The following is a 15,650-nucleotide window of genomic DNA, read 5'->3' as shown; positions in this document are numbered from 1 at the left end:
GCAAAACGGGCAAACTGGAAACGATTTGGTGTTTGGCCCGGTGGACCGTGTAATGTTGGCGTCGCCGCCGGGGAAACCGGGCGGAACGCAGGAACAAGGGGCTATAGCTCAGTTGGTAGAGCGCCTGCATGGCATGCAGGAGGTCAGGAGTTCAATTCTCCTTAGCTCCACAGGGAAACCCCCCGGATCACCGATCCGGGGGGTTTGTTCGTGTCCGGCCTCCGCTCAGCGTCCGAGCGCCCGGCGGCCCCGGCCCTGGGAGAGCACCGGCAGATTGGCGCGCGAGGCGGGAGCCTGCGCACGGGTGTCCTCCTCGATGCGCAGGGCGAGCGCCGGGCAGCGGCGCACCGCGCGCACCGCCTTGTCCTCCGCGAAGCGCGGCACGTCCGCCTGTGCCACCGTCGGGAAGCCGTCGGCGCCGAGCTCGAAGACCTCGGGGAGGATGTCCGCGCACAGGCCGTGGCCCCGGCACAGCGTCCAGTCGACGTAGATCTTCTGGCGGCTGGGGCCGTTCTCCTCCCCGCCGCCCGGGACGCCCGTCGGGGACGCGCCGCCCTCGAAGAGCGGCAGGACGCCCTCCACGGGCCGCCCACAGCCGTTGCCGAGGACGTGGGCGGCGAGGTCGTCCGTGAAGGCCTTGACGGTCGACTCCAGGAACATCGCCGAACCGTCGGGGTGCGAGCAGGCGCCGCGCCGCTTGACGTTCCTGGCGACCTGCTTGAGCGCCTCCAGGGCGGCCGGTCCGCCGCCGTTCAGGATGTCCTCCATGCCGCGCGCCGCGGCCGGCAGACCCAGGTAGCAGGGGCCGCACTGGCCGGCGCTCTCCTGTGCCAGCCATTGCGCCACCCGCAGCGACTCGCCCAGCGGGCAGGTGTTCTGACCGATCGGCAGGATCGCGCCCGCGCCGAGCGAGCCGCCCACCTGCTGGAGCGAGTTGCGGGAGACGACCGCCTCGTCGACGGTCGCCGCGTCGATCCACTTGCCGTGGTAGCCGCCGGTCAGCACGCCCTGCGGCACCGGCGGGGCGCCGGCCAGCTGGAGGACGTAGCGCAGGGGCACGCCGGTGGGCACCTCGATCACCATCGGGCGGGCCACCGCGCCGGAGACCGTGAGCATGACGGTGCCCGGCTCGTCGTACAGGCCGGTGTTGCCGTAGCGCTCGGGGCCGATGCGGGCGGCGATCGCCAGCTGGGCGAAGGTCTCGGCGTTGGACAACAGCGTCGGGGCGCCGCCGACGCCGCTCCTCGACGCGCTGACCTTGCGGCCGGGCGGGATCGCCGGGCCGCCGTCGATGGAGCGGATCAGCGAGGCCGCGGCACCGGTGACCATCCGCACCGGATTGCGCTGCACCCGGGCGCGCAGGGCGGAACGGCGCCCGTTGCTCAGGCCGCGTTCGGCGAGGGCGGCCTCCATGGAGCGCTGCGTGGACTCCCGGGTCACCCCGATGACGAGGGTGCGGGCGCCCATGGCCTCGGCGCACAGCAGCGCGCCGTCCAGGATCAGGTGCGGGGCACGGTTGATCAGCACCGTGTCCTTGCGGCAGGCCGGTTCGTCCTCGCTGCCGTTGACGACGACGACCGGCCGCACGCCGCGCTTGATCGCCGCTTCGGCGACCGAGCGCAGCTTCTTGTGGAAGGGGAAGCCCGCGCCGCCGCGGCCCCTGAGGTTGATGCGTTCGGCGAGCTGGGCGAGCTGCTCGCCGCCCAGGGGTTCGAGTGGCCCGTGCACCTTGAGGTGCATGGGCAGATCCAGTCTTTCGACAAGGTCGAAGCCCGACGTGAGCTGGGGAAGCCCGACCACGCGGACTTCGGGGACGTCGGGCAGGGCCTCGTTCACCAAGAGCCTCCGGAAGGCGTGTTCCAGGGTTCGCCGGAACCCGGTGCGTCGAAGTCGCGGGACCTGGGGGACGCACCGGGGGTCGGTTCAGTGGCGGGACCGCTGTTGTACGTGTCGTGCGGGTAGTACGTGCCGTAGGGGTCGTTTGTCTCACCGGTGTCGTACACGTCACTCCCGGCGTGCCGGGGCGTGCCCGGATTGCCGTAGGCCGGGATGGTGTGTCCGGTGTCCTGGAACGGGTCGTAGGCGGACGGAGGTGCCTCGCCGACCGGGGGCGGCGACGGTACCGGCCAGCTGCCCGAGGTGCCGGCGCCGCTGTCGACGAGGGGCATCGCCTCGGTGGGCCGCAGGTCCGGCGGCAGCTCGGCCTGCACGGTCCGGTCGGCGGTCAGGGGCCGCTGCCGCGCCCGGGAGGAGCCGGAGACGGCACGGTAGGCCGCGGCGAAGCCGCTCGGCGGCTCCTGGGCCGGGGGAGCGAGGCGTTCCGCGGGCTCGTACAGCGGTGCGGTCGGGTACGCCCCGCGCGGTGCGGGGGCCTCGCGGCTCTCGCGGCCCGGCCGTGCGGCGCCGGCCGTCGCCCGGGTCCGGAGCTCCGCCGCCTCCTCCCGGACCGCCCGGCCCTCCGTCCCGAGGAACCCGGCGATCCTGTCGGCGACCCGGCGCTTGACCGGGCGGGGGGCCGCGCGCAGCGCCAGGGCCGCCATGACGCCCAGCAGCGAGAGTCCGTACAGGACCGTGAAGAGCGGCTTCGCCGCGCGACCCGCGTAGAGCCCGTGCAGCAGTGCGGCGCACCAGGCCGGGTAGGCCAGCATGTGCATGGCCCGCCAGCGGGCGGCCACCGGGGCGGGTGAGGCGAAGCGGTTGCGGAGGGCACCGGTGACGCCCACGAAGATCATGAGCATGCTGGCCAGGGTGCCGAGGCCGATCAGGACAGCCCTGCCGCCGAACTCCTCGTCCTCCGTCGCCAGGAGCCCGAACGGGATCACCGCGGCGACCCACGTGGTGTGGTCCAGCACCAGCTTGACCACGATGTGGATCAGGAGGAACACGACGGAGGCGACGGCGGTGCTCCGGTGCACCGCCTGGGCCAGGATGCGCCGGCGGGCGTCGAGGACGATCCGGTCCTGGGCGACCAGACCCCAGATCACCGAGCAGCTCAGGAGGACGAGGGAGAGGACGCCGGCGCCGAAGTTCAGGAACTGGGCGAAGGTGTCGTCCGCCGTGCTGTCGTTCGTCACCGCGGCACACCTCCGCGCGTCACGGCGGCGGGGGACGGGGACGGACTGTCACCACGGGGGTCGTGCAGGGGAGGGTTCATGGGGGCAACTCCGAAGCGGTTCGGGAAGGCGGTCCCGCAGCCGCACTCTAGGTCGCGCCGTACTCACGAGTATGAGGTTTGAGTTATTGCGTTGTTATCAAATGACAATGCGCTCGTTGTGATGCCCCTTAGTGGTCGTTACGCGAAGTAACCTTTGACCTTGGTTCAGGTTTCGCGCGGATCCGGGCGGCATTCCGGGCCGCCGGGAAGCCCGTCGCGGCCAGATCGGCGACTGCGGTACCCTGACGCCATGCGTGCCGTACGCCTTCTGCTTAGCGAGCCGCGCTGATCAGTCCCGACCCCGGTCGTAGCCCGGTGGCCGGAATCGGCGCGGCGTCCCCTCCTGTGCGAGGGGATTTTTCATTTCCCGGCAATCGCAGCCGCTGGTCATGAATGTCGCAGCCGCTGGCAGAGACGATCGATGGAGCTTTGAGGATCATGAGCGAGACGAACCCCGCGGCGACCGCCCCCGTGACGGCGGACGCCGCGCCGCACCGCTACACGGCTGCCATGGCCGCCGAGATCGAGGCACGCTGGCAGGACTTCTGGGACGCCGAGGGGACGTACGCCGCGCCGAACCCCAAGGGTGACCTGGCGGGCGACCCGGAGCTGGTCGCCAGGCCCAAGAAGTTCATCATGGACATGTTCCCGTACCCCTCCGGTGCGGGCCTGCACGTCGGCCACCCCCTGGGCTACATCGCCACCGACGTCTTCGCCCGCTTCCAGCGGATGACCGGCCACAACGTCCTGCACACGCTGGGCTTCGACGCCTTCGGCCTGCCCGCCGAGCAGTACGCCGTGCAGACCGGCACCCACCCGCGGGTGTCGACCGAGGCCAACATGGAGAACATGAAGTCCCAGCTGCGCCGGCTGGGCCTGGGCCACGACAAGCGCCGGTCGTTCGCCACGATCGACCCCGAGTACTACAAGTGGACCCAGTGGATCTTCCTGCAGATCTTCAACTCCTGGTACGACGACGAGGCGAAGAAGGCCCGTCCGATCAGCGAGCTGGTCGCGCAGTTCGACTCCGGTGAGCGGGCGGTGCCCGGCGGGCGCACCTGGAGCACGCTGAGCGAGGCCGAGCGCGCCGACGTCCTGGGCGAGTACCGCCTGGCCTACGCCTCCGACGCGCCCGTCAACTGGTGCCCCGGCCTGGGCACCGTGCTGGCCAACGAGGAGGTCACCGCCGACGGCCGTTCCGAGCGCGGCAACTTCCCCGTCTTCAAGTCCAAGCTGCGCCAGTGGAACATGCGCATCACCGCCTACGCCGACCGGCTGCTGGAGGACCTGGACGCGCTGGACTGGCCCGAGGCCATCAAGCTGCAGCAGCGCAACTGGATCGGCCGCTCCGAGGGCGCCCGCGTGGACTTCCCCGTCGACGGCGAGCGCATCACCGTCTTCACCACCCGCCCCGACACCCTGTTCGGCGCGACCTACATGGTGCTGGCGCCCGAGCACCCGCTGGTCGAGAAGTTCACCCCGGACGCCTGGCCCGAGGGCACCCACCAGGTGTGGACCGGCGGTCACGCGACCCCCGCCGAGGCCGTCGCCGCCTACCGCGCGCAGGCCGCCTCGAAGTCGGACGTCGAGCGCCAGGCCGAGGCCAAGGACAAGACGGGCGTCTTCATCGGCGCGTACGCGACCAACCCGGTCAACGGCGAGCAGGTCCCGGTCTTCATCGCCGACTACGTCCTGATGGGCTACGGCACCGGCGCGATCATGGCCGTGCCGGCCGGTGACCAGCGCGACTTCGAGTTCGCCCGCGCCTTCGAGCTGCCGATCCGCTGCATCGTCGAGCCGACCGACGGCCGCGGCACCGACACCTCGACGTGGGAGGACGCCTTCGCCTCGTACGACGCGAAGATCATCAACTCCACGAACGACGCGGTCTCCCTGGACGGCCTGGGCGTCGTCGACGCCAAGGCCCGCATCACCGAGTGGCTGGAGCGCACCGGCACCGGCGAGGGCACCGTCAACTTCCGCCTGCGCGACTGGCTGTTCAGCCGCCAGCGCTACTGGGGCGAGCCCTTCCCGATCGTCTACGACGAGAACGGCATCGCCCACGCCCTGCCCGAGTCGATGCTGCCGCTGGAGCTGCCCGAGGTCGAGGACTACTCCCCGCGCACCTTCGACCCGGACGACGCCGACACCCGGCCCGAGACGCCGCTGTCGCGCAACGAGGACTGGGTCAACGTCACCCTGGACCTGGGCGACGGCCCGAAGAAGTACCGCCGCGAGACCAACACCATGCCCAACTGGGCCGGTTCCTGCTGGTACGAGCTGCGCTACCTGGACCCGCACAACGGCGAGCGGCTGGTCGACCCCGAGATCGAGCAGTACTGGATGGGTCCGCGCGAGGGCCTGCCGCACGGCGGCGTCGACCTGTACGTCGGCGGCGCCGAGCACGCCGTGCTGCACCTGCTGTACGCGCGCTTCTGGTCCAAGGTCCTGTTCGACCTGGGGCACGTGTCGTCGGCCGAGCCGTTCCACAAGCTGTTCAACCAGGGCATGATCCAGGCCTACGTCTACCGCGACAGCCGCGGCATCGCCGTGCCGGCCGCCGAGGTGGAGGAGCGCGACGGCGCCTACTGGTACCAGGGCGAGAAGGTCTCCCGGCTGCTGGGCAAGATGGGCAAGTCCCTGAAGAACGCGGTCACCCCGGACGAGATCTGCGCCGAGTACGGCGCCGACACGCTGCGCCTGTACGAGATGGCGATGGGCCCGCTGGACGTCTCCCGGCCGTGGGACACCCGCGCGGTCGTCGGCCAGTTCCGGCTGCTGCAGCGGCTGTGGCGCAACGTCGTCGACGAGGACAGCGGCGAGGTCACCGTCGTGGACGCCGAGCCCGACGAGGACACGCTGCGGGCGCTGCACAAGGCGATCGACGGGGTGCGCCAGGACCTGGAGGGCATGCGGTTCAACACCGCCATCGCCAAGGTCACCGAGCTGAACAACCACCTGACGAAGGCGGGCGGCCCCATCGCGCGCTCGGTCGCCGAGCCGCTGGTGCTGATGGTGGCGCCGCTGGCCCCGCACATCGCCGAGGAGCTGTGGCGCAGGCTGGGCCACACCGGCTCGGTCGTCCACCGGGACTTCCCGGTCGCCGACCCGGCGTACGTCGTGGACGAGACCGTGACCTGCGTCGTGCAGATCAAGGGCAAGGTCAAGGCGCGGCTGGAGGTCGCCCCGTCCATCTCCGACGAGGAGCTGGAGAAGGTGGCGCTGGCCGACGAGAAGGTCGTGGCCGCGCTGGACGGGGCCGGGATCCGCAAGGTCGTCGTGCGGGCACCGAAGCTGGTGAACATCGTCCCGGCGTGACCGGCTGACGGCTCGGGGTGGTCCCCTACGGGCAGGTTCGGGGTTCTGTCGGAACCCTGGGCCTGCCCGCTGCGTTTACCGTGGAAGAGCGGCGCGGCCGGCGCCGTGGCCCCCGGTGGGCGGCCGGACCGTTCGAGGAGGAGCTTCGTGGAAGCAGTGATCACCGTCATCGCCCTGCTCTTCCTGCTCGCCGTCGTGCTGGGCGTCTACGCCACCGTGAAGGCGGTCGGCGCCGCCAAGCGCAGCGTGGACCGCGGCATCACCCAGGCCCGCCGGAGGGTCGAGGACCACACACTGCGGGCGAAGTCCCTCGTCCAGGCCGGGCCGGCGGCGGAGCTCGCGCAGCTGCGGCTGACGCTGCGCACGTCGATGCGGGCCACGCAGGACGCGCTCCACGCGGGCGTGGCCGAGGACGAGTCCCTCAAGGAGTCCCTCGCCCTCTTCGAGCGGCTCAGCGCGCACGGCTTCGAACTGGACGGCGAGCTCAGGCGGCTGGAGACCGAGCCGGACCGGGCCACGCTCGCCGAGCGCCTGCCCGCGCTGCGCGAGCGCACCGAGCGCATCACGCGGTCCGCGGAGTCCCTGCGCTGGGCGGCCCGCGACCGCGCCCGCCGCTTCGCGGACGACGACCTCGACTCGCTCAGCGCCCAGATCGACGTGGAGGCCGGTGCCCTGCGGCACTGGACGGAGACCGAGCCGTCCGCCGCGCCGCCGTCCTGGCCCCAGGCTCCGGCCGACGACGCCCCGGCCGCCCGGCAGAGTTGGCCCGAGCCGCCGCGGCAGGACGAGGCCTCCCAGGAGTCGGCCCGGCCCGCCATCACCCCGCCCGGACCCCGGCCCGTGCACCCCTGGCAGAAGCAGGCCCGCCCGGAGAACACGGCCTGACCGGGGCCCCGACCCCGCTCGACGGCGCCCGGTGTCGCCCGGTCGTCGGGGCCGGTCTGCCGTATGGGCACTACGCCAGGTAACCTCCAGCTCATGTCCCGCCATGTCGCGATCGTCACGGATTCAACGGCCTACCTCCCGGCCACGACGATGGAGCGGCACCGCATCACCGCGGTACCCCTGACGGTGGTCCTGGGAGACCGGGCCCTGGAGGAGGGCACCGAGATCTCGACCCGTTCGCTGGCACAGGCCCTGCAGAAGCGACGCCCGGTCACCACCTCACGCCCCGGCCCCGAGCTCTTCGCCGAGACCTACCGGAAGATCGCCGAGTCGGGTGCCGACGGCATCGTTTCCCTCCACCTGTCCGCCGAGCTCTCGGGCACCTACGACGCCGCGGTCGTCGCCGCGCGCGAGGCGCCGGTCCCGGTGCGGGTCGTGGACACCGGAATGATCGCGATGGCCCTCGGGTTCTGCGCGCTCGCCGCGGCCGGGACGGCGGAGACGGGCGGCACGGTGGACGAAGCCGTCACGGCGGCGGAGAAGCGCGCCGCGGGCACGGCCGCCTTTTTCTACGTCGACACCCTCGACTATCTGCGCCGCGGCGGCCGGATCGGGGCGGCACAGGCGCTGTTCGGTTCCGCGCTCGCGGTGAAGCCGCTGCTCCAGCTGAGCGGCGGCCGGATCGAACCGCTGGAGAAGGTGCGGACGGCGTCGAAGGCGATCGCCCGCCTGGAGGAGATCGTCGCCGAGCGTGCGGGCAGCGCTCCGGTCGACATCGCCGTCCACCATCTCGCCGCCCCCGACCGGGCGTCGGCGCTGGCGGACCGCCTGCGGGAGAGGGTGCCGGGGCTGGCCGACCTGCATGTGAGCGAGGTCGGCGCGGTGATCGGGGCGCACACCGGGCCCGGGTTGCTGGGAGTCGTGGTCTCGTCGCGGTAGCGGCCGGGCGGGTCGAACCGCCGTCGCCGCGCCGTCCTCCGTCACCCGTGTGGGTGGGGGAGATATCCACAACCCGATGACGGTCCACGGATCTCGACCATGATCATCTCGGGTCGGACGACGTGTCCGATGCTCGGCGCATGGCTCTTCGATCACGCACCCGCACAGCAGCCCCGAGCAGCGGACCGGGCCGTGGACCGGCGTCCGACGGCCGCACCCGCCCGGACCGGCGCCGCCCGCACCCTCGCGGCCGGGCACGGCACCGTCACGCGCCGCAGGAGGAAGTCCGCCGGCGCGCGGAGGCACTCTTCGCCGGACGAGCGGGACGAGCCGTAGGTGCCGAACGTGCCGAGCGCGCCGAACCCGCCGGGAAGTGGCGGGAGTCGGGGACGGGGCCGCCCGGCGGTCCGGCCGCCGACGCTGCGGACCGGCCCCCGGGGGTCAGGGCCGGCGCCGGGTCCGTCGGGTTCGCTGCGCCGGCGGGGTGCGGCGAACCGGCCGACACCGCCGCGCCGACGTGGCGGGAGCGGGTCGGGCCCGCGCTGCGCGAGCGGATGCCGGTGTGGCTGCAGAACCGGTGCGCGATGGAGCGGCGCAGCGTGGCCGCGCTCGCGGCACTGCTCGTCGTCGCCGCGGTCCTCGCCGTGCAGCACTTCTGGGCCGGCCGCACCGAGACGGTGGCGGCCCCGGACGTGGTGCGGGCCGTCGCGGCTCACGGCACGCAGGGGCAGGGCGGTGCCCCGGCCGGCGAAGGCACGGCGAACGGTCCGCGCCGGTCCACGGCGACGCCCTCGGCCGGGGCCGAGATCGTCGTGGACGTCGGCGGCAAGGTCCGAGAGCCGGGGATCCACCGCCTGCCGGCCGGGTCCCGGGTCGAGGACGCCCTGCGGGCGGCCGGAGGCGTGCGGCCGGGTACGAAGACCGACGGACTGAACCGGGCGCGCTTCCTGGTGGACGGCGAACAGGTGATCGTCGGCGCGCCCGTGCCTCCCGGCGCGGCGACAGGCGCGGGCGGCCCGGTGCCGGGTGGCCCGGCCGGCCCGGTGGCGGGCGCGGCCCCGGCGGCCCCGGTCTCCCTCAGCACGGCGACCGTGGACCAGCTCGAGACACTGCCGGGCGTCGGCCCGGTCCTCGCCCAGCACATCGTCGACTACCGCACGCAGCACGGCGGTTTCCGGTCGGTGGACGAGTTGCGGGAGGTCAACGGCATCGGCGAGCGCCGCTTCGCCGATCTGCGCGACCTCGTCCGGCCATGAGCACGTCGACGGGGGCGCCCGCCGCCGCCCGCGCTGCGGTGCACGCCGCGTCCGGGCATCGGCTCGGTGCCGCTCGTCCCCGGCAGGAAGGGCCCACGGACCTGCGGCTCGTGCCGCCCGCGGCGGCTGCCTGGGCAACGGCGGCACTGACGCTGGACGCGGCGCCGGAGTGGTCCCTCGGCGTGGTGCTCGGTTGCCTGGCGACGGCCGGCGCCCTGCTGCTGGGGACGCGGGGGCGCGCCGCTCGCGGGTGGGCGCCGGTGTCGGTCGCCGCCGTGTTCCTTTGCGTGGCCGCGTCCGCCGCCTCGGCGGCGCTGCACGGAGCGGACCTGCGCCGGGGCCCCGTGCCCGCACTGGCCCGGCAGTACGCGACCGTGACCGCCGAGGTGGAGATCACCGCGGACCCCCGGCTCACCCGGCCCCGCGTTCGCGGGGACCGCATGACGCCGCCGGCCGTGGTGATCGAGGCCGACGTACGCCGGGTCGAGCAGGCCGACGGAAGGACGGTGTCGACGCGTGCGCCGGTGCTGGTGATGGTCGACGCCGCTGAGGGCGCTGCCGGGAGCGGTGACCGTGGTGCTGGTGCTGGTGCTGGTGCTGGTGCTGGTGCTGGTGCCGGAGGCCGAGGCGGAGGCGGTGCAGGTGCCGGGGGCGGTGACCGTGTCTCCGGTGCGGGGCCGGCTGCCGGACCCTGGCTCGCCCTGCTGCCGACCACGCGGTTGCGCGTCGTCGCGCGGACGGCGCCTCCCCGGGTGAGCGGCGACCGGGTCGCCGCCGTGCTGCGGGTGCGCGGCCGGGAGGCACCGGACGTGGTGGCCGGGCCGTCCGGGCCGCAGCGGCTGGCCGGGCGGCTGCGCGCCGGACTGCGGGAGGCGACCGACGGGCTGCCGGCGGACGCGCGGGCGCTGCTGCCCGGCCTGGTCGTCGGGGACACCTCCCGCGTCACCCCCGACCTGGACGAGGCGTTCAAGGAGACCGACCTCGCGCACACACTGGCGGTGTCCGGCGCCAACTTCACCATTCTGCTCGCCCTGCTGCTCGGACCGCCGGGGCTCGCCCAGCACAGCGAGCGCCGGGGCCTGGCGCCCCGCCTCGGCATCTCCCTGCGCGCCACCGCCCTGCTGGGCGGGGTGCTGGCGCTCGGCTTCGTCATCGTGTGCCGGCCCGACCCGAGCGTGCTGCGGGCCGCCGCCTGCGGCTCCGTCGCCCTGCTCGCCCTCGCGACCGGACGCCGCAGGTCCCTGATCCCGGCGCTGGCGACGGCCGTCCTGCTGCTGGTGCTGTACGACCCGTGGCTGGCCCGGAGTTACGGCTTCCTGCTCTCCGTGCTGGCCACCGGCGCCCTGCTCACGCTCGCGCCCCGGTGGAGCGCGGCGCTGCGCCGACGCCGGGTCCCTCCCCGGCTCGCCGAGGCGCTGGCGGCGGCGGGGGCCGCGCAGGCCCTGTGCGCACCGGTGGTCGCCGTGCTGTCGGCCCGGGTGAGCCTGGTGGCGGTGCCGTGCAACCTGCTCGTGGAGTTCGCGGTGGCGCCGGCCACGGTGCTGGGTTTCGCGGCCCTGGCGACGGCCCCGTTGTCGATGCCGGTGGCCAAGGGGTGTGCCTGGTGCGCGGGTTGGCCGGCCGAGTGGATCGCGAGGATCGCCCGGGCCGGGGCCGCGCTGCCCGGAGCGGGGGTGGACTGGCCGGGCGGCTGGACGGGGGCGGCGCTGCTCGCCGTCGCCACGGTGGGCGTGCTGCTCGCCGGCCGGCGGTTGCTGAGGCATCCGTGGTGGTGCGGTGTCTGCGTACTGCTGCTGGTGCTGGCGGTGGTGCAACCGGGGCCGCTGCCACGGGTGATCACGGGGTGGCCGCCGCCGGGCTGGCGGATGGTGATGTGCGACGTGGGGCAGGGGGACGCCATGGTGCTCGCGGCCGGCCCGGGCACGGGAGTGGTCGTGGACGCCGGACCCGATCCGGCGCTCGTCGACCGCTGTCTGCGCTCGCTCGGCATCACCAGGGTCCCGCTGGTGGTACTGACCCACTTCCACGCCGACCACGTGGCCGGACTGCCCGGGGTGCTGCGGGGACGTCCGGTGGGCGCGATCGAGACGACGGGGCTCGAGGAACCCGCGGACCAGGCCGAATTCGTCCGCAGAGAGGCGGCGGCACGACGGATCCCCGTGCGGCAGGCCGCCGCCGGTGAAGAGCGGAGGACCGGTCCGCTGTCCTGGAAGGTGGTCTGGCCACCGCCACCGCCACCGCCACCGCCACCGCCGCCGACGCCGGGGCGGGGCGCGGCGCCGGGCGCGCCGACGGCCCCGGCACCGGGCCCACCGGCGAGCACGGACGGCCCCAACGACGCCAGCGTCACCCTGCTGGTGCGGACGGCCGGGCTGCGCCTGCTGCTGCTCGGCGACCTCGAACCCCCGGCCCAGCGGGAGCTGGCGCGGTCGCCGGCGGCAGCGGAGCTGGCGGGTGTCGACGTGCTCAAGGTGGCCCACCACGGCTCCGCCCACCAGGACCCGGACCTGCTGCGGCGGGTGGCACCGCGCCTGGCGCTGATCAGCTGCGGCGAGGACAACACGTACGGGCACCCGGCGCCCGCCACGGTCGCGGCACTGCGGGCCGGCGGCGCGGCGGTACTGCGCACGGACCGGGACGGAGCGCTGGCGGTCACCGGCACCGGTGAGGCGCTGCGGGTGGCGGGAGACTGAGGGCATGGACAAACCACAGATCGACGCCTACCTCCAGCGGCTGGGAGCCGAGCACCCGGCACGGCCCACCGTCGACGCCCTGCGCGACCTGCAGCTGCGCCATCTGCGGACGGTGCCTTTCGAGAACCTGTCCGTCCACCTGGGCGAGGAGATCGTGCTGGAGCAGGAGCGGCTGCTGGACAAGGTCGTGGGCGCCCGGCGCGGCGGTTTCTGTTACGAGCTCAACGGTCTGTTCGGCGCGTTGCTCGGTTCGCTCGGGTACGGGGTCACGCTGCTCGCGGCCCGGGTGTACGGGGACGGAGGCGTGCTCGGGATTCCGTACGACCATCTGGCGCTGCTCGTGCGGACGGTGGACGGGGGCGACTGGCTGGCGGACGTCGGGTTCGGGGCGCACAGCCACGGTCCGCTGGAGTACGGGGAGCGGGGCGAGCAGAAGGACCCCGGCGGGACGTTCCGGATCGCCGGAGCCGGTCCGGACGCGGCCGGGGCGCGTGGCGGCGGCTCGGGGGCCGACCTGGACGTGGACGTGCTGTGCGACGGGAAGCCCGTGTACCGGGTGGAGCCGCGTCCGAGGGTGCTCGGCGACTTCGTGTCCGGCGCGTGGTGGCACAGCACCTCGCCCCGGTCGCACTTCCTGAAGGCGCCGGTGTGCTCACGGCTCACGGAGGACGGCGGACGGATCACGCTCAGCGGGCGCAGGCTGACGACGACGGCCGCCGACGGGGGACGGGAGGCACGCGAACTGGAGACGGACGAAGAGGTCCTGGCTGCGTACCGGGACTTCTTCGGCATCCACCTCGACCGGGTGCCGGCCCTGCCCAGCCACTAGAGGTCGCGGGCCGGGCACGAACGAGGGTGCGTGCCGGGCTCGAATGCGGGGGCGGGCCGGGCACGGGGCAGGGAGGCGGGCGGTCCGGCGTACCGTTCCCGGGCCGGGCCCCACCTGGCGGTCCGCTCGTCGTGCCGTGTCCGACAATGGGGCGTGTGAGTGACGTGAGACATGTCCTGGTGCTGCCCGACCGTGACGCCGCGGAAGAGGTGGCCCGGGAACTGGGGGAGAGGTTCGGGCTCGCCGAGGAGCCGCAGCTCGTGCGGGACGCCCTGGCCGGCGAGGACGACGCCGAGGACGCCCAGTGGCTGGTCGTCCTGCGGGACGAGGGCGAACGGCTGGACCCCGGTGCGCTCGACGAGTTCGCGCGCGAGTGGGACGGCTGGCGCGAGGAGCCGTAGCCGCCGGGACCGCGGCGGAGCACGGGACGGGGGCTCGCTGTCGGTGGTGCGTGCGATGCTTGTCGCGATGGCCAGGAAGACTGCGAACGACGACCCTCTCGCCCCGGTGACCCTCGCCGTGGGCCAGGAGGACCTCCTGCTCGACCGTGCCGTGCAGGAGGTGGTGGCCGCCGCGAAGGCCGCCGACGCCGACACGGACGTCCGCGACCTCACTCCCGACCTGCTGCAGCCCGGCACACTTGCCGAGCTCACCAGCCCCTCGCTCTTCGCCGAGCGCAAGGTCGTGGTCGTGCGCAACGCGCAGGACCTGTCCGCCGACACGGTCAAGGACGTCAAGGCGTACCTGGGCGCACCCGCCGAGGAGATCACCCTCGTCCTGCTGCACGCGGGCGGCGCCAAGGGCAAGGGCCTGCTGGACGCCGCGCGCAAGGCGGGGGCGCGCGAGGTGGCGTGCGCCAAGATGACCAAGCCCGCGGACCGGCTGGCGTTCGTGCGGGCGGAGTTCCGTACCGCCGGGCGGTCGGCCACCCCCGAGGCGTGCCAGGCGCTGGTCGACGCCATCGGCAGCGACCTGCGGGAGCTGGCGTCGGCGGTGTCCCAGCTGGCCGCGGACGTCGAGGGGACGATCGACGAGGCGGTCGTCGGGCGGTACTACACCGGACGCGCCGAGGCCTCCAGCTTCACGGTCGCCGACCGGGCGGTCGAGGGACGGGCGGCGGAGGCACTGGAGGCGCTGCGCTGGTCGCTGGCGACCGGAGTGGCGCCGGTGCTGATCACCAGTGCGCTCGCCCAGGGTGTGCGGGCCATCGGCAAGCTGTCGTCCGCGCGCGGCGGACGCCCCGCCGACCTCGCCCGCGAGCTGGGGATGCCGCCGTGGAAGATCGACCGCGTCCGGCAGCAGATGCGCGGCTGGACGCCGGACGGCGTCTCCGTGGCCCTGCGCGCGGTGGCCGAGGCGGACGCCGGGGTAAAGGGCGGCAGCGACGACCCGGAGTACGCGCTGGAGAAGGCCGTGGTGACCATCGCGCGGGCGGCGCGGTCGAGGGGACGGTCGTAGCCCCGGACGCACGGGTGCTGATCGAGTCGCTCCGGCGATCTCCGAAGAGGACAATGAGATGCGTCAGCCATGGAACGCCCAGGTATGGAGAGGTGGCGAGCGTGATGGCTGAACACGCGAACGCACGGCTGGTCCGCAAGGGCTACGAAGCCTTCGTCCAGGGGGACATGGAGTCCCTGCGCACGATGCTGGCGGCGGACGTCACGCACCACGTGCCGGGGACCGGCGTACTGGCCGGTGACTACAAGGGCCAGGACGAGGTCATCGACATGTACCGGCGGCTCGGTGAGGAGACCGGCGGGACGTTCAGGGTCGAGCTGCGGCAGGTCCTGGTCGACGGCCGGGGGCACGCGGTGACCCTGCACCACCTCACGGCCGACCGGCAGGGCAAGCACCTGGACGCGGACGGAGGCATCGTCTTCCGGATCGTCGGCGACAAGTTGACGGACCTGGACGAGTGCATCGCGGACATCGACGCGATGAACGACTTCTGGTCCTAGACGATGCCGAAGGCCCCGGTGTCCGTCCTGGGGAGGACGGGCACCGGGGCCTTCGGATCAAGCTCGGGGACCCATGCCCGCGTGGCGAACGCAGGCCGCGCACGGGTCCGGGGTGCCGGCCGGGAGCGGATGAGAGAGGGCCCGCTCTGGGTCCGTCCGGCGATCAGACCAGATGTGAGGTTCAGCCCTGGAGGGCGCCGACCTTCTGCGCCAGCGCCGACTTCTTGTTGGCGGCCTGGTTCTTGTGGATGACGCCCTTGGAGACGGCCTTGTCGAGCTGACGCGCGGCGACGCGCTGGTACTCGGTGGCCTTCTCGACGTCGCCCGCGGCAGCGGCCTCACGAGCCTTGCGGATCGCGGTCTTCAGAGAGGACTTGACGGCCTTGTTGCGCAGCCGGGCCTTCTCGTTGGTCTTGTTCCGCTTGATCTGGGACTTGATGTTCGCCACGAATGAGCCTTTTCAGGTTCAGGCACGGGGCCGCACGGGTCCCGGGCCGGTGATTTCTTGAGGTGTGCCTCGCGCTGAGAGGGCATGAGACACAGCCCCCCACACTACCAGCGGCCCGATGACTGGCCCAAACCCGTCCCCAACCCCTCCCAAACCCCTCCATGGTCCCC

The 15,650-nt window shown here is 73.4% G+C and carries 12 protein-coding genes and 1 tRNA gene; 10 read left to right on the top strand and 3 right to left on the bottom strand.

Going from position 1 to position 15,650, the window contains the following annotated elements:
- The first annotated feature begins 97 nt into the window (after positions 1–97).
- Positions 98–170: transfer RNA gene (locus tag ACGF3H_RS03715), tRNA-Ala, on the top strand.
- A 55-nt stretch (positions 171–225) separates the two neighbouring features.
- On the opposite strand, the gene ACGF3H_RS03710 is transcribed toward ACGF3H_RS03715, so the two are convergent.
- Positions 226–1,836, bottom strand: a complete 1,611-nt coding sequence (locus tag ACGF3H_RS03710) for an NADH-ubiquinone oxidoreductase-F iron-sulfur binding region domain-containing protein (protein ID WP_362488783.1) — start codon at positions 1,834–1,836, stop codon at positions 226–228.
- Positions 1,833–3,074: a cytochrome b/b6 domain-containing protein gene (locus ACGF3H_RS03705; protein WP_362488781.1), complete on the bottom strand. Its 1,242-nt coding sequence runs from the start codon at positions 3,072–3,074 to the stop codon at positions 1,833–1,835. Before ACGF3H_RS03705 ends, ACGF3H_RS03710 begins: the two co-directional genes overlap by 4 nt.
- A gap of 518 nt (positions 3,075–3,592) precedes the next feature.
- Between ACGF3H_RS03705 and leuS the strand changes: the two genes are divergently transcribed.
- The 9 genes from leuS to ACGF3H_RS03660 all read left to right on the top strand — a co-directional run bounded on the left by leuS (position 3,593) and on the right by ACGF3H_RS03660 (position 15,032).
- Entirely contained in the window at positions 3,593–6,472 is a 2,880-nt protein-coding gene (leuS, locus tag ACGF3H_RS03700; RefSeq protein WP_362488779.1) for a leucine--tRNA ligase, read from the top strand.
- Positions 6,473–6,619: 147 nt separating this feature from the next.
- The gene (locus tag ACGF3H_RS03695) at positions 6,620–7,357 is read left to right on the top strand and encodes a hypothetical protein (RefSeq protein ID WP_362488777.1); all 738 of its coding nucleotides are present in this window, start codon (positions 6,620–6,622) and stop codon (positions 7,355–7,357) included.
- Positions 7,358–7,450: 93 nt separating this feature from the next.
- Positions 7,451–8,296, top strand: a complete 846-nt coding sequence (locus ACGF3H_RS03690) for a DegV family protein (RefSeq protein WP_362488775.1) — start codon at positions 7,451–7,453, stop codon at positions 8,294–8,296.
- A gap of 140 nt (positions 8,297–8,436) precedes the next feature.
- The gene (locus tag ACGF3H_RS03685; RefSeq protein WP_362488773.1) at positions 8,437–9,552 is read left to right on the top strand and encodes a ComEA family DNA-binding protein; all 1,116 of its coding nucleotides are present in this window, start codon (positions 8,437–8,439) and stop codon (positions 9,550–9,552) included.
- Positions 9,549–12,245, top strand: a complete 2,697-nt coding sequence (locus tag ACGF3H_RS03680) for a ComEC/Rec2 family competence protein (protein ID WP_393816449.1) — start codon at positions 9,549–9,551, stop codon at positions 12,243–12,245. The genes ACGF3H_RS03685 and ACGF3H_RS03680 overlap by 4 nt, the downstream gene beginning before the upstream one ends.
- 4 nt (positions 12,246–12,249) lie before the next feature.
- Positions 12,250–13,074 carry an arylamine N-acetyltransferase gene (locus tag ACGF3H_RS03675; RefSeq protein ID WP_362488769.1) on the top strand — a complete coding sequence of 275 codons (825 nt, stop codon included), beginning with the start codon at positions 12,250–12,252 and terminating at the stop codon, positions 13,072–13,074.
- A 155-nt stretch (positions 13,075–13,229) separates the two neighbouring features.
- Positions 13,230–13,475: a hypothetical protein gene (locus ACGF3H_RS03670; protein WP_362488767.1), complete on the top strand. Its 246-nt coding sequence runs from the start codon at positions 13,230–13,232 to the stop codon at positions 13,473–13,475.
- Positions 13,476–13,542: 67 nt separating this feature from the next.
- Complete coding sequence (gene holA / locus ACGF3H_RS03665; RefSeq protein ID WP_362488765.1) at positions 13,543–14,532, top strand: DNA polymerase III subunit delta; 990 nt, start codon at positions 13,543–13,545, stop codon at positions 14,530–14,532.
- A gap of 104 nt (positions 14,533–14,636) precedes the next feature.
- Complete coding sequence (locus ACGF3H_RS03660) at positions 14,637–15,032, top strand: nuclear transport factor 2 family protein (protein ID WP_362488762.1); 396 nt, start codon at positions 14,637–14,639, stop codon at positions 15,030–15,032.
- Positions 15,033–15,213: 181 nt separating this feature from the next.
- On the opposite strand, the gene rpsT is transcribed toward ACGF3H_RS03660, so the two are convergent.
- Positions 15,214–15,480, bottom strand: a complete 267-nt coding sequence (gene rpsT / locus ACGF3H_RS03655; protein ID WP_362488760.1) for a 30S ribosomal protein S20 — start codon at positions 15,478–15,480, stop codon at positions 15,214–15,216.
- Positions 15,481–15,650 lie beyond the last annotated feature (170 nt).

It is taken from the genome of Streptomyces sp. NPDC048185 (genome assembly GCF_043202495.1).
Taxonomy (GTDB): Bacteria; Actinomycetota; Actinomycetes; order Streptomycetales; family Streptomycetaceae; genus Streptomyces.
Note: the sequence above shows the minus strand (reverse complement) of the source record. Positions and strands in the feature narration are given on the sequence as shown.

Coding starts and splice junctions, on each gene's coding strand:
- ACGF3H_RS03660 (WP_362488762.1), top strand. CDS start 14,637: ATGGCTGAACACGCGAACGCACGGCTGGTCCGCAAGGGCTACGAAGCC.
- leuS (WP_362488779.1), top strand. CDS start 3,593: ATGAGCGAGACGAACCCCGCGGCGACCGCCCCCGTGACGGCGGACGCC.
- ACGF3H_RS03685 (WP_362488773.1), top strand. CDS start 8,437: ATGGCTCTTCGATCACGCACCCGCACAGCAGCCCCGAGCAGCGGACCG.
- ACGF3H_RS03675 (WP_362488769.1), top strand. CDS start 12,250: ATGGACAAACCACAGATCGACGCCTACCTCCAGCGGCTGGGAGCCGAG.
- holA (WP_362488765.1), top strand. CDS start 13,543: ATGGCCAGGAAGACTGCGAACGACGACCCTCTCGCCCCGGTGACCCTC.
- ACGF3H_RS03680 (WP_393816449.1), top strand. CDS start 9,549: ATGAGCACGTCGACGGGGGCGCCCGCCGCCGCCCGCGCTGCGGTGCAC.
- ACGF3H_RS03690 (WP_362488775.1), top strand. CDS start 7,451: ATGTCCCGCCATGTCGCGATCGTCACGGATTCAACGGCCTACCTCCCG.